13 protein-coding genes are annotated in these 12,838 nt (G+C 62.8%); 12 read left to right on the top strand and 1 reads right to left on the bottom strand.

The features are described 5' to 3' along the window. Positions 1–34 precede the first annotated feature (34 nt). The 10 genes from ELEN_RS07640 to ELEN_RS07595 all read left to right on the top strand — a co-directional run bounded on the left by ELEN_RS07640 (position 35) and on the right by ELEN_RS07595 (position 7,958). A complete protein-coding gene (locus ELEN_RS07640) occupies positions 35–247 on the top strand; it encodes a hypothetical protein (RefSeq protein ID WP_015760620.1) in 213 nt (70 codons plus the stop codon). Continuing rightward, positions 247–1,320, top strand: a complete 1,074-nt coding sequence (locus ELEN_RS07635) for a site-specific integrase (RefSeq protein WP_015760619.1) — start codon at positions 247–249, stop codon at positions 1,318–1,320. The genes ELEN_RS07640 and ELEN_RS07635 overlap by 1 nt, the downstream gene beginning before the upstream one ends. Beyond that, a complete protein-coding gene (locus ELEN_RS07630) occupies positions 1,320–1,706 on the top strand; it encodes a plasmid mobilization protein (protein WP_015760618.1) in 387 nt (128 codons plus the stop codon). The genes ELEN_RS07635 and ELEN_RS07630 overlap by 1 nt, the downstream gene beginning before the upstream one ends. A 365-nt stretch (positions 1,707–2,071) precedes the next feature. Then, entirely contained in the window at positions 2,072–2,443 is a 372-nt protein-coding gene (locus tag ELEN_RS07625) for a YraN family protein (protein WP_015760617.1), read from the top strand. A 171-nt stretch (positions 2,444–2,614) separates the two neighbouring features. Continuing rightward, on the top strand, positions 2,615–3,376 hold the full coding sequence (locus tag ELEN_RS07620; RefSeq protein WP_015760616.1) for a ParA family protein: 762 nt from the start codon (positions 2,615–2,617) through the stop codon (positions 3,374–3,376). Then, the gene (locus ELEN_RS15740; RefSeq protein ID WP_015760615.1) at positions 3,369–4,298 is read left to right on the top strand and encodes a ParB/RepB/Spo0J family partition protein; all 930 of its coding nucleotides are present in this window, start codon (positions 3,369–3,371) and stop codon (positions 4,296–4,298) included. The genes ELEN_RS07620 and ELEN_RS15740 overlap by 8 nt, the downstream gene beginning before the upstream one ends. A gap of 263 nt (positions 4,299–4,561) precedes the next feature. After that, on the top strand, positions 4,562–4,981 hold the full coding sequence (locus tag ELEN_RS07610; RefSeq protein ID WP_229026828.1) for a DNA-binding protein: 420 nt from the start codon (positions 4,562–4,564) through the stop codon (positions 4,979–4,981). Position 4,982: 1 nt separating this feature from the next. Continuing rightward, a complete protein-coding gene (locus ELEN_RS07605) occupies positions 4,983–6,233 on the top strand; it encodes a relaxase/mobilization nuclease domain-containing protein (protein ID WP_013978954.1) in 1,251 nt (416 codons plus the stop codon). Beyond that, the gene (locus tag ELEN_RS07600) at positions 6,230–6,802 is read left to right on the top strand and encodes a hypothetical protein (protein ID WP_013978955.1); all 573 of its coding nucleotides are present in this window, start codon (positions 6,230–6,232) and stop codon (positions 6,800–6,802) included. The genes ELEN_RS07605 and ELEN_RS07600 overlap by 4 nt, the downstream gene beginning before the upstream one ends. 190 nt (positions 6,803–6,992) lie before the next feature. Further along, positions 6,993–7,958 (top strand): Abi family protein, encoded by a 966-nt coding sequence (locus tag ELEN_RS07595; RefSeq protein ID WP_015760614.1) that lies wholly within the window; start codon positions 6,993–6,995, stop codon positions 7,956–7,958. Between the two features lie 274 nt (positions 7,959–8,232). On the opposite strand, the gene ELEN_RS07590 is transcribed toward ELEN_RS07595, so the two are convergent. After that, positions 8,233–9,351 carry an IS256-like element ISEle1 family transposase gene (locus tag ELEN_RS07590; protein ID WP_009307321.1) on the bottom strand — a complete coding sequence of 373 codons (1,119 nt, stop codon included), beginning with the start codon at positions 9,349–9,351 and terminating at the stop codon, positions 8,233–8,235. A gap of 225 nt (positions 9,352–9,576) precedes the next feature. Between ELEN_RS07590 and ELEN_RS07585 the strand changes: the two genes are divergently transcribed. Both ELEN_RS07585 and ELEN_RS15735 read left to right on the top strand, forming a co-directional pair. After that, entirely contained in the window at positions 9,577–11,652 is a 2,076-nt protein-coding gene (locus tag ELEN_RS07585) for a class I SAM-dependent DNA methyltransferase (RefSeq protein ID WP_015760613.1), read from the top strand. After that, positions 11,649–12,836, top strand: coding sequence for a restriction endonuclease subunit S domain-containing protein (locus ELEN_RS15735; RefSeq protein ID WP_015760612.1), 1,188 nt, complete (start codon positions 11,649–11,651; stop codon positions 12,834–12,836). The genes ELEN_RS07585 and ELEN_RS15735 overlap by 4 nt, the downstream gene beginning before the upstream one ends. The last annotated feature ends 2 nt before the right edge of the window (positions 12,837–12,838 follow it).

Here is a 12,838-nt window from a genome sequence, read left to right as displayed (position 1 = left end):
TTTCTGTTCTGTTCATCGAACGAAGGAGGAAGATATGGAGCAGAATTCTAAGCCGGTGATCATGGGCGTCGAGGAGGTCATGCACGCCCTCGGCATCAGCAGGCCCTACGCCTACCGCATCATCAGGATGCTGAACTCCGAGATGGAGCAGAGAGGCTACACCACCATCAAAGGGAAGGTGAGCCGAAAGTATTTCTACGAGCGCTTCCACTGCGGAGACGCCGCCCCCAGACAAGAGGCCCGCTGATGCCCGCCTACATGAACGGGAAGACGGGCTCCTGGTACGTCCAGTGCTACTACAGCGACATCGACGGCAACCGCAAGCACAAGGTGAAACGGGGGTTCGCGACCAAGGGCGATGCCTTGGCGTGGGAGGCTGATTTCCTGGCCTCTGCCGACGGGTCCATGTCGATGCCCTTCGAGGCGTTCGTGAAGAGGTACTCCGAAGACGTGAGGCCAAGGCTCAAGCTCAACACCTGGCTCACCAAGGAGCACATCATCCGCACGAAGATAGTGCCGTTCTTCGGGCCGAAGAGGATGTGCGACATCACCCCCAAAGACGTGGTTGACTGGCAGAACAGGATGGTGGGCTCGTACGACGACGAGGGGAAGCCGTACAGCGGCACCTACCTGAGAACCATAAACAACCAGCTGAGCGCCATCTTCAACCACGCGGTCAAGTACTACGGCCTGGGAAAGAGCCCCGCCACCCCGACAATCAAGATCGGCGAGCGGAAAGGCGCAGAGATGAGGTTCTGGACGAAGGAGCAGTACCTCGCGTTCAGCGAGGAGGTGATGGACAAGCCAGCCAGCTTCTACGCGTTCGAGATCCTGTACTGGTGCGGCTTGAGGGTCGGCGAGCTCCTCGCCCTCGAACCGAACGACATCGACCTTGGAAAGTGCCTCATCCACGTCACCAAGAGCTACCAGCGGATTCGGAGGAGGGACGTCATCACCTCCCCCAAGACGCCCAAATCGAAGAGGGATGTGGTCATGCCGGAGTTCCTCGCGGACGAGCTCGCCGATTTCCTCGGATCCATCCCTGAGGAGCGGCGCGCCTGCCGCATCTTCTGCTTCACCAAAAGCTACCTGCACCACGAGATGAAGCGCGGCTGCGCCGCATGCGGGCTCGAGCCCATCCGGATCCACGACCTTCGCCACAGCCACGTCTCGCTCCTCATAGAGATGGGGTTCAGCGCGATCGCCATAGCGGACCGGCTGGGGCACGAGACCTACGAGATGACGCTTCGCTACGCCCACCTCTTCCCCAGCAAGCAGTCGGACATGGCAGCGGCGCTCGACCAGGGAAGGAGGCCCTGATGTCCAGGCCGATCGTCGACTACAAAGGGCGCCGGCGCAGCAAGACGATAGCGTTCCGGGTCTCGCCGGAGGAGGACGAGGTGATAAACGCCCTCGTCGCGGCAAGCGGCATGACCAAGCAGGACTACATAACCTCCAGGCTCGAGTGCCGCGACATAAACGTCAGCCCGAACGTGAGGGTCTATAGGATGCTGCGCGACCAGATGAAATCCGTCTACGTCGAGCTCAGGAGGCTCAGGAGCGCCGACGGCATCGACGAGCGCCTCATCGAGCTCATGCAGGTGCTGACGCGCGTGTTCGTCGACCTCGGCGCCGACGAGCTCGGGGCGGTCGGGGACGACGTGGCGCAGCAGGACGCGGCGGTTCTCAGGATGGCGAGGGGCTAGCTCCGCCGGGCGGCCCGGCAAGGGCTTCCCCCGAGCAGCCGACCCTCAGACAGCCTCCTGGGGGCATTCGCGGCACGGCGGGCTCCGTTCGATCGGATCGCCTTGCCTCCTCCTTGGGCATCAAAGGCTCGCACAGCCGCCCGATGCGCCCCGCAAGGGTCGCGATGCTTTTCCGATTTCTTTTGCCGCCCGAGAGAAAAGGCGAAAGCGGCAAAACAAAGCGCCCTCCGGGCTTCGGAAAACCAACGGCCCGATGGGGCGAGGAACGCGCCTTCGCTTCCTCCCTTGCGGGGCGCGGCAGGCGGTGCGGCCCCGATGCCACAAGGCGGGGCAAGGGGCTCCGCCCCAACCGAACGGAGGTCACCATGAACACCAATCCCACTCTCCAGGACAGGGCGGTCGAGGCGGCGGCCCGCTTCCTCGAGGTCCGCGGCTACGAGACGCTCGCGACCGGGTGGAAGTCGCCCGAGACGAGAGGAACCATCGACCTGGTCGCACGCGACCCCGAGTCCGACGACCTCGTGTTCGTCGACGTCTCCGCGCGCCCGAACTCCGGCGCCGGCTTCGGCGACGGGAGGAACGATCGCGAGACGATGGAGCTGCTCGCGGTCTCCTGGCTCGTCGAGAACGACTTCGCCGAATCGGTCGGCGTGAGGTTCGACAAGATCAGCATGATTGTCGTCGGAGAGGACCGCGCGCTGCTCAGGCACCACATCAACGCCTTCGGCGAGGCCTAGGACCTCCGGCCCGCCTGGGCAGGCCCCCTCCGGACGGAGGGGGCCGTTTGCAGGCGGCTCGCCCCATGGCGAACCGCCACCCCATGGCGAACGGTCAGTATTAACAGAACGTTTCCGTTCTGTATACTCGGGGTAAACGCCATCGACGATCGCAGAGAGGACGGAGGAAGCATGAGGACGCTCGCGATATCGAACTACAAGGGCGGGGTCGGAAAGACCACCACTGCAGTCAACCTCGCCACCATCTACGCCAGGCGGGGCCTGAGGACGCTCCTGATAGACCTGGACCCGCAGGCGTCGGCCACGGACTTCTTCGGGCTCTACGACCGCGCCGCGGCCGAGCGTCGGGGAGCCGTCGAGCTCCTCTACGGGAACGCGCCCGTCGGCGACGTTGCCTTCGAAACCGAGGCCGATGGGCTCTCCGTCGTGCCCTCGACCATAGAACTCGTCGACCAGAACGAGCTGCTCCTGCGCGAGCAGCGCCTTCGCTTCGCGCTCGACGACTGCGCGGGCGACTACGACGTCTGCATCGTGGACTGCAGCCCCACGATGAAGCGCCTCGCCTTCAACGCCTACCTAGCCGCTGCGGGCGACGGCATGGTGATCGTGCCGGTGAAGCTCGACTCCACCGTCATGCGCGGCACCGCCCTCACGGTCAGCGCCATCGAGTCCATCTCCGACGCGCTGCGCGTGCCCACGCCCGCATGGCGCATCCTGCGCACGTGCGTGCCCGGGCTCATGACCAACGCGGAGGCCACCGGGGCCGACGTGCTCGACGCGTACTTCCCCGACAACCAGTTCGCCACCGTCATCCACGCGAGCTCGAAGGTCTGCGAGGGAAGCTGGCAGTGGCAGCCCGTCGCGGCCTTCAAGCCGAACAGCCGGCCCGCCAAGGACTACGAGGCGCTCGCCGAGGAGGTGCTCCATGGCTAAACCCACGACATCGGGGTTCACCATCTCCGGGCTGCTCGACAGGAGCGCATCGACCCGCAACGACTACCCCGTCGAGAGGATCCCCATCGAAGAGATAGCCGATCACCCCGCCAACGCCGCCTACTCGATGGACGAGGCCGGCATCGCGCAGCTCGCGAAGAGCATCGAGGAGGAGGGGCTCACCGACCTGCCGCTCGTGCGCAAGCTCGACGACGGCGGCTGGCAGATGGTGAGCGGGCACCGCCGAAAGGCGGCCTACGCACTCCTCGCGAAAGAAGATGAGAAATACGCCCAGATCCCCTGCCGCGTCATCCGGGGCATCACCGACGAGCAGTCGGTCATGCTGCTGCACGCCGCCAACTACTTCGTGCGCAGCCTCACCGTGACCGAGCGCGCGGCGGCGAGCCGTGCGCTCGGCGTGGAGGTCGAGCGCATGCGCGCCGAGAACCCCGAGCTTTCCGGCGTGCGCACCGAGGACATCAAGGCGGCGATCATATCCGAGCAGACCGGACGCAAGGTATCGGGCAAGACCATCCAGCGCCAGGAGTCGCTCGCGCGCAAGATCGAGGAGAGGCTCACGCCCCAGTGGCGCGAGGCCGCGCTCGCGGACGCGCTCTCGGCGGACGCCGTGGGGATCCTCGCCGATCTGGATTCCGATGCGCAGGACCGGCTCCATGCGACATGGCGGGCGCAGCCCCTGGGCAAGAAGGAGACGACCGAGTTCCTCAAGAAGTCGACCGCCGAGCCCGCCGCCGAAGAAGACGTGAAGGGCCCCGCGCCCAAGCCCGCGGCGGCGCTCGCAAGCGCCCTTCGCGCGCTCAGGCGCTACGAGTCGAAGGCGGAAAACCCGCCGAGCGGGCTGGACAGGCAGGTGCTCGAGAAGATCTCGAGAACGGCCAGCAGGCTCCTTGGACGCATTTAGTCCCATGCAGGCGCCCGAAGGGGCTCCTGCACCGTTTCCAGCAAGTAGCCTATCTCGTATACACGAGATAGATGGCGGCCTGGGCGCACGGCGCACCCCGCCCCGGAGCCCAGAGCCCGAAGCGGAGGCGACGCCGCCGGGCGCGCGAAGCTGCCGCAAGCTCCCCGGCCCGCGCCATGCGGGGGATGCCCCGCGCCCCTGGAAAGAGCGCCGCCCGAGCCTCCACCGCATCGGGGCGGCGGAGGATGCGAAGGATGGAGAAGATGACGAAGGTCTTGAGATACGACAACGTGCTGACCGCCCGCGTGAGCGACGCGGACTTCCGCGCGGTCTGTGAGCGCGCCGACGAGGAGGGGCTCACCCGCTCCGAGTACCTGCGCTACGTCGCCCGCATGGTCGCGGACGATGCCGAGAACGCGAAGCGCGGAGGCGTGCTGCTCGACGGACTCTCAATGCGCAGGCTCTCCCGCGAGCTCGTCAGGTGGGGGCACCACTACAACCAGGGCGTGCACGCCCTCAACTCCATCAAGTTCGCGCTGGACCACGGAAGGGGCGACCTGGAGTGGGTGTCCAGCAAGCTCGACGAGTGCGCGCTTCTGCTCGCGCAGGTCGACGAGGGTCGCTGCGAGATGGCGGGCGAGCTTGCCTCGCTCGAAGGCCGTGCCATAGTGGGCGGAGACTAGCATGCCGCTGCTGAAGCCCATAGCCGGCCACACGGGATGCGCCGGCATAAAGCACTACCTCGAGAAGGGAGGGCGCGCCCTCGGGATCATGGTCATGAACTTCGCATGGCAGGAGGAGCGCGCCTTCGAGGACGTCTCGGCCGCCCCGGCCGGGTTCGACTGGGCGGACTCGATGGACGCGACGAGGCGCGCCTGCGGCAACGACACCCCGTATCGGGGCAAGCCGGCGAGGACCTTCAAGCATTTCGTCATGTCGCCCGATCCTCAAGACGGCTTGACCGCAGACCAGGTGGCGGAGCTCGCGAGCGCCTGGGCGCTCAGGCACTTCGCCGACTTCGAGGCGGCGATTGTCCTGCACGACGACAACGAGCGCAGGATCCCCCACGCCCACATCGTCGTCAACAACACCAACCTCGCCACCGAACGCAGGCTGCAGACCCCCGACCCGCTGGAGCTCAACCGCAGCCTTCAGGATCTCGCAGAGGAACGCGGATATCGCTTCATGCGCAACGACACCGTGAGGGAGGAGGACGAGGGGCAGACGCGCAAGGCGACGCCCGCGACGCTGCAGAGCGTATACATGCGGCGCGCCGAGCGGGAGATCCAGAAAGAGGGTGGCTACTCGTGGGTCGCAGACATCCGCAACCGGGTCACGGTGGCCAAGGCGCTCGCCCGCAACGAGGACGAGTTCATGGCCGTGCTCGAGGCGCTCGAAGTGGATGTTTCGCAGAACTCGGAGAAGTCGTGGCGACGTGACTGGATCTACTCGCTTTCAGACCACCCCACCTGGCGCATCGGAGGCGAGAAGCTGGGGCTCTCCTTCGGCCAGGAGGCGCTCAGGCGGCGCTTCGACAGGATCGCCGCCTGGCACCCAGCCCCGGCGGCATCCCGACGGATACTCTCCGAAGCCGAAAGCGCCATCGAGCTGAACGACCTGTCGGAGCTGGAACGTCTCGCCGGCGCGATAGAGGCGTTCATGTCCGCGAACGCGCACAGCCTGGCAGACCTCGACAGGAGGATCGAAAGGCTCGAAGGCCGCGCCGACGGCGATTCCGCCGAACGGGCGGAAGCGCTGCGCGAGGTGCGCGCATACGCGGCGGCGAACAGGCTCCTGCCCGAAACCGCGCAGACAAGGCGGCAAAGGCAGCCGCAGGGCGAGGAAGCGCCCGTCAGGCGCGGCGACGCGAAACCGCGTAGCCGCGAGACGCAGGCACAGCAGGAACGGCGGCGAGAAAGGAGGGAGCTCCGATGAGGGTGGAGGTCGCCTACCGCGGGCGCATCGAGGCGTTCGACACCGACCGTTTCACCGAGGCGCAGCCGTTCTCGGGCAAGAGCATGCTCGCCGATCTCACGCTCGACTACGCAGACGTCGAGAAGAAGGGCCTCTGGCTCACGGCGCACTGCTACGCCGCGAACGAGGCCTACCGGACAGACGGCGGAGAGGCCCCCGAGGCGAGGCGCGAGAAGGGCTGGAGGTTCCAGCTCGCCACCCCGAGAGAGGCCGCCGGAATCGAGAGCGTCACCCTGGACGGCTCGACGGTGCTCGCGAGGCTCTTCGGCGAGCTCGTGGACGTCGCCAGGGTAGATCGCGCTTGCGCCCTCTTCGTCGGGCCCGGAGGGTCGCTCGCCAGCCGCATCGTGAGGCTGAGCGGCTACCTGGCGAACGACGACGAGAGGCTGGCGGCAAGCCAGGCGCTCATGGCGGAGGCGGTCGGCGTCACTCCGCTTACACTCGAAAGGGCGGTCGAGGCCGAAGCGGCACAGGAGGTGCCAGCAGACGACATGGAAGACGATTGGATGGAAGGATTCGGAAATGATTAAAGCGGTGTTCAGGGGAATCGGGGCGTTCGTCCGCTGGATGTTCAAGGCGGTGTTCCGGTTCATGTAGGCAAGGCGCACCTTCCAATCGCCGTTTCACGCGCAATTGCATGCGAAAAGAAGGATAATTGAGAAACGGCGCGCATTCCGTCCCTCGAGACCGATCCCTATCCAAGCACGAAAGATCGAAGCTATGAACGAAATCGCAGAAGATAATAAAAGAAAGCCCAAGCTCACCGTCGAGGAGCAGATAGAGCACCTGAAGTCCAAGGGCGTGACCTTCGAGCTGTGCGACGAGGGAGAGGCCTCTCGCATCCTCTCCGAGCAGGACCACTACTTCCGCCTCGCGGCGTACCGCGTGCTCTTTCCCAAACGGGTGGGCGGCAAGCACGACGGCGAGTATGCCGAGCTCGACTTCGGGCAACTGGTCGACCTCGCGGGGATAGACCAGGAACTGCGCAGGTTCCTGCTGCCGCTCACACTCGACGTGGAGAACGCCGCCAAGACAAAACTCGTCGAGAAAATAACCGACAATCGCAACGAGGACGGCTACTCCGTCCTCGCCGACTACCTCACGCACCTCAACCACGCCGAGCGCAACAGGCGCGAAGGCGAGATCTCGCGCTTGGAGAACGACGCCTACCTCGGACCGCTCGTCGAGCGCTATCCGCTAGACGAGATGCCGGCATGGGTGTTCCTGGAGCTGTCGTCGTTCGGCGCGTTTGCCAGCTTCTACCTCTTCTGCGCAAACCGATGGGGCGATACGGAAATGAGAGATGACCATTACCTTCTCAGGCGAGCGAATTCGCTCAGGAACGCCGCTGCCCATTCGAGCGCCATCATCAACGGCTTGGGTATCTCCTCGGCCACGTCGACGAGATACCCCGCATCGGTCGCGAAAGCGCTCGGCGACGCAGGTGTCTCGAAGCGCCTGAGACGATCCAAGATGCGCAATCCGCGAGTGCTCCAGACGACGGTGCTCGCCTATGCCTGCAACCGTTTCGTCACCCGAGAAAGGCAGGCGAGAGCATACGACGGATTCCTGGCATTTAGGCAACGTGCAGAGGAGAACTCGGATTGGTACAGGGGGAACACGACTATCATCTCGGCATACGACTTTCTGTCAAAGGTCTTCCAGGCATGGCTGAGCCAACGGTGATACTGGTAAATCCTATATGCTCGATTTGACAAACGGGCCGCAATCACGATAATTATAGCCAGACAGAAACCTTCGGGTTTGCGGGGCGGGATCGCGAAAGCGTTTCTGCCCTATTTTTTTGGGGTATGTAAATATACTGGTTGAGTTCGTTAAATCAGTGGTTGGTGATACCACTTACCAGATTTGTTGAACAATTGGTTGGCCATTAACCCAAATGAGGGACCTAGGTTGTAAAATACATGGTGGGTTATAGGCAAGAAAGTGTGTCCAGAGCCTAATCGTAATCCATGCGATAAGGGCCGCTTGCATGCAGGTCATTCCATTGCACAGCAGTGCCCCAGCGCCCCACCGCTTCATCTTTTTCGCTAGCTTCGGCAGCTGCTCGATAAAACTCAGCAATCAGGACGTCCGTCGGCATTTCCTTCAGGATCTCTTTCGGGCTTGCACGGGCTTCAAGGTCCATATAGCACCACCAGAACGCCGCCTTGACGCGCCTCGTCAGCCTCAATCCCCGATGCTCTCGCAGCATGTGGCGGATCTGGGCGTTCACGCCGCCTTCGATCCTGTTCGTAGTCGCCGGAACAGGTCCTCCCTCGAGCAAGCCTTCGTCGAGATAGGTGAATAGGGTACCGGCCCTACAAAGCTTCAGAAGCCCGCCGCGCGCAGTGCGCAGCCTCTCGTGCTTGTAGCGGATCCGCCCGTCAACCACCTCTTTTTCCTTTAGGAATCCTTCCCATGCCGTGCACCAATTAGAGAAGCCCGCAAGCCACTCCGCAGCTTCGTTGAGGCTACCTATGCGCATGAGCTTCTTGGCGATGCCATAGAGCTCAACGCCCGCCTGGAGCCGCGGCCTGGTCGTGGTCTGGCGCTTCACCTGACAGAACGCATGGAAGACGCAGCGCTGCACGCGTGTGTTCGGCCACACGGCGCGTCTCGCCTTCTCGAACCCCTTTCCGCCATCGGTAATCACGACGTCGGGAGGGGCTATGCGCGCCATGAGCGCCGCCCACGCCTGCGCGTTCTCGCTTCTCGCTAGATGCCAGCCGATCACGTGCTTCTCGGTGCAGGCGATCATAATCACGACGTCGCGCCCCAGCCAAAGGCCATCCACCTCCACCACGTGGTGGACCTCGTCACAGACAGGAGCCACGGGCCACAGGTCCCAGAACTTATTCGTGAGATGCCGGAAGGTGCGTCCGGGCATGCCGAACTCGCCTTGGGTCTTTTTCGAGAGCAGCCACCTCAGGAACAGCTCTAGCAGTTTAGGCTCGTTGTCGTAACGTTGCGTGGTGGATGCGCCGCATGCCTTGCAGCGCCAACGAGTCGCCCCCGACGAGGTCTTCCCGTTGCGTTTCGTGTCGCCCCCGCACGCAGGGCACAGTATCTTCTTCATCCCGTGATTGAACCACGGAATTTAAGAGGGCGGTTTACGGCCTCTGACCTGCGGTGTCAAGTCGAAAGCGGACACACATTCTTGCCAGGCACTTAAACCTGCCTCCGAAATTTAAACGATGGTTTATCGAGGGTTTGACCTGCCCTTACACCCCTAAAACGGACACACTTTCTTGCCTATAACCCTACATGGTTGGGAATGTATTTTACGCAGAGAGGTCCGACCATGGCCGATAAGACCGCGTTCGACTACGTTAATGAGATATGGAGCATCGCGAACTACGTGCGCGACGTCATCCGCCCCGCCGACTACAACAAGCTCATCCTTCCCTTCGCTGTGCTGAGGCGCTTCGAGTGCGCCCTCGAGCCTACGCGGGCGGCCGTGAGCAGACAGGCCGCCAAGGGAGTCTGGGACGACGACGACCCGAAGTACTGCGCCCTCTCCGGCCACTGCTTCTACAACGTCACGAGCTTCACGCTCTCCAACCTCGGGGCGACGAAGACCTGTGACGCCCTCATGGCCTACATCAACGGCTTCTCCGTGAACGCCCGCGAGGTCCTGCAGCGCTTCGAGATGCGCCAGACCTGCGAGAAGCTTGATGAGAAGGGCATGCTCTACGAGGTGTGCACACGCTTCTCGGGCTTCGACCTCGGGCCCGAGACGGTCTCCGACCGCATGATGACCGACATCTACGAGCACCTCATCCAGCGATACGGCGAGGAGATCTCGCAGGACGCCGAGGACTTCATGACGCCGAAGGACGTGGCGAGGCTCGCCACGGCGCTCCTGTTCGCGAACGAGGACACGCTCCTCAACGCCGACAACGGCGACATCCGCACGCTCTACGACGGCAGCTGCGGCACCTGCGGCTTCATCTGCGACGCGCTCGACCAGCTCGACGAGTGGCACGACAAGGGGCACTTCAAGAGCCCAACCAAGATTGTCCCCTACGGCCAGGAGCTCGAGGACGCGACCTGGGCCATGGGCAAGGCCGCGCTCATGCTGCGCAATATCGCCGGGGGCTCGGGAGACGTGCTCGACCAGATGACCGACCTGTCGGCCGGCATCATGCTCGGCGACACCCTCGACGACGACAGGTTCGAGGGACGCACCTTCAACTACCAGCTCACGAACCCGCCCTACGGCAAGGAGTGGAAGAAGGAGAAGGACGCCGTCCTCGAGGAGATGGGCCGTGGGTTCGATGGCAGGTTCGGCGCCGGCAAGCCCGACATCGACGACGGCAGCATGCTCTTCATGCAGAACGTCGCGGCGAAGATGGCCCCTCCCAAGGAGGGCGGCGGGAAGGCCGCCATCGTGCTCTCGGGCTCCCCGCTGTTCAACGGGGATGCCGGCAGCGGGCCATCGGGCATCCGCCGCTGGCTGTTCAGCGAGGACCTCGTCGACTGCATCGTGAAGCTGCCGACCGAGATCTTCTACCGCACGGGCATCGCAACCTACATCTGGGTGCTCAACAACCACAAGCCGGAGAACCGCAAGGGGTACGTGCAGCTCATCGACGCCTCGGAGGAGAAGACCGCCCTGCGCAAGAGCCAAGGGAACAAGCGCTACGAGATCGGCGAGGACCAGGCCGCGTGGATCGTGCGCACCTACGTAGACGGGCACGACCACGGCAGGTCGGTCATCGTCCCGGTCGAGAACTTCATGTACCGCAAGGTGACCACGCAGCGCCCGCTGCGCGTTGTCATTGAGCCCTCGGTCGATGGGCTGGATGCCCTCTTTACCCTCAGCAAGCCCATGGAGAAGCTGTCGGACGCGAGCCGCGCCGCCATTCGCTCCTGGGTTGAGAAGAACGAGGGCGCCTCGCTCACATACAGCGAGGTCCTGGCTGCGACCGAGAAGCTTCACAAAGCGATCGAAAAGCCCAAGCCACAGAAGGCCGCCCTCGCCGACGCCCTCGTCAAGGTCTTCGGACGTCGAGACCCGTCCGCGACTCCCGCAATCGATGCGAAGGGCAATCCGGTGTTCGACCCCGAGCTCAAGGACACGGAGAACGTTCCAATCGGCATGGAAATCAACGACTACATGGCGACCGAGGTGCTGCCCTACGCTCCCGACGCCGTGGTGGACGAGTCCGTAAAGGACGAGCCGAAGTACGACGCCAAGAGCGGGCTCACGGCCAACCCGCTCGGCGACGGCGGGGTTGGCGTCGTCGGAACGACCATCTCGTTCAACAGGTATTTCTACAAGTACGAGAAGCCTCGCGACCCGCAAGTCATCGCTAAGGAGATCCTCGAGCTCGAGGACGGCCTCGGCGAGCTCATGAGGGGGTTCCTGGCATGAGGGAGACGAAGGACAGTGGCGTTGACTGGATCGGCGAGGTGCCGGTCAACTGGGAAATCGTTCCGATAAAGGCGGATGTTTCAATTGGACATGGCTCCGACCCCACAACGCCTGGTGATATTCCGGTTTGGGGCAGCGGGGGCGAACCCTTTAAAACCTGTGGCGAGCATAAGAATGGGCCAGCGGTGCTTCTTGGACGAAAGGGAACATTAGATTGCCCCCAACTTGTTACCGGGCTCTACTGGAACGTCGATACAGCTTTTGATGCGAAAATCACAAGTAAAAAGCTCTCACTGAAGTTCTTCTACTATGCTGCAACCTGTGTTGACATTAAGCCATATATGACCAACACGGCTAAGCCGAGTATGACTCAATTTGACTGGGACAATTCGAGAATCCCCCGCCCTCCACTTGCGGAGCAGCGACGAATCATCTCATACCTCGATGAGCGCTGCGCGGCCATCGACGAGGATGTCGCGAAGCGTCGCGATGTCATCGGGAAGCTCAAGGAATACAAGAAGTCACTCATTGCGCATGCCGTGACGAAGGGCCTCGACCCGAACACAGAGATGAAGGACAGCGGAGTCGACTGGATCGGCGAGGTGCCGGCGAATTGGCGTCTAACGAAAATCGGACAGGTCTATGACCTGCGCAACACGAAAGTCAGCGATTGCGATTACGAGCCATTGTCCGTAACCATGCAAGGCATCGTTCCTCAACTTGATAGCGCTGCCAAGACCGATGCGCATGACGATAGGAAGTTGGTTATGGAGGGAGACTTCGTAATCAACAGCAGGTCAGATAGACGTGGATCATGCGGAATAGCAAGACAAGATGGCTCCGTATCCCTTATCAATACGGTACTTATCCCCCGAGAACATATGGAGCCACGCTTCTATGACTGGTTGTTTCACACGACCCTATTTGCTGATGAGTTTTATAAGAACGGTCACGGAATAGTAGACGACCTTTGGACCACAAAATGGGCAGAGATGAAGGGCATCACCATAGTTGAACCCCCATTTGAAACGCAAATAACCGTCGCGAACTACCTCGACGAGCGCTGCGCGGCCATCGACGAGGCAATCGCCCGCCAGGAGCAGCTCATCGAGAAGCTCGGCGAGTACCGCAAGTCCGTCATCCACCACGCCGTGACCGGCAAAATCGACTGTATGGAGGCCTAACC

The sequence above is a fragment of the Eggerthella lenta DSM 2243 genome (assembly GCF_000024265.1).
In the GTDB taxonomy this organism is placed as follows: domain Bacteria; phylum Actinomycetota; class Coriobacteriia; order Coriobacteriales; family Eggerthellaceae; genus Eggerthella; species Eggerthella lenta.
Note: the sequence above shows the minus strand (reverse complement) of the source record. Positions and strands in the feature narration are given on the sequence as shown.

Excerpts from the sequence above, each read along its gene's own strand:
- ELEN_RS07640 (WP_015760620.1), top strand. The coding sequence starts at position 35 with ATGGAGCAGAATTCTAAGCCGGTGATCATGGGCGTCGAGGAGGTCATG.
- ELEN_RS07635 (WP_015760619.1), top strand. The coding sequence starts at position 247 with ATGCCCGCCTACATGAACGGGAAGACGGGCTCCTGGTACGTCCAGTGC.
- ELEN_RS07630 (WP_015760618.1), top strand. The coding sequence starts at position 1,320 with ATGTCCAGGCCGATCGTCGACTACAAAGGGCGCCGGCGCAGCAAGACG.
- ELEN_RS07625 (WP_015760617.1), top strand. The coding sequence starts at position 2,072 with ATGAACACCAATCCCACTCTCCAGGACAGGGCGGTCGAGGCGGCGGCC.
- ELEN_RS07620 (WP_015760616.1), top strand. The coding sequence starts at position 2,615 with ATGAGGACGCTCGCGATATCGAACTACAAGGGCGGGGTCGGAAAGACC.
- ELEN_RS15740 (WP_015760615.1), top strand. The coding sequence starts at position 3,369 with ATGGCTAAACCCACGACATCGGGGTTCACCATCTCCGGGCTGCTCGAC.
- ELEN_RS07610 (WP_229026828.1), top strand. The coding sequence starts at position 4,562 with ATGACGAAGGTCTTGAGATACGACAACGTGCTGACCGCCCGCGTGAGC.
- ELEN_RS07605 (WP_013978954.1), top strand. The coding sequence starts at position 4,983 with ATGCCGCTGCTGAAGCCCATAGCCGGCCACACGGGATGCGCCGGCATA.
- ELEN_RS07600 (WP_013978955.1), top strand. The coding sequence starts at position 6,230 with ATGAGGGTGGAGGTCGCCTACCGCGGGCGCATCGAGGCGTTCGACACC.
- ELEN_RS07595 (WP_015760614.1), top strand. The coding sequence starts at position 6,993 with ATGAACGAAATCGCAGAAGATAATAAAAGAAAGCCCAAGCTCACCGTC.
- ELEN_RS07590 (WP_009307321.1), bottom strand. The coding sequence starts at position 9,351 with ATGAAGAAGATACTGTGCCCTGCGTGCGGGGGCGACACGAAACGCAAC.
- ELEN_RS07585 (WP_015760613.1), top strand. The coding sequence starts at position 9,577 with ATGGCCGATAAGACCGCGTTCGACTACGTTAATGAGATATGGAGCATC.
- ELEN_RS15735 (WP_015760612.1), top strand. The coding sequence starts at position 11,649 with ATGAGGGAGACGAAGGACAGTGGCGTTGACTGGATCGGCGAGGTGCCG.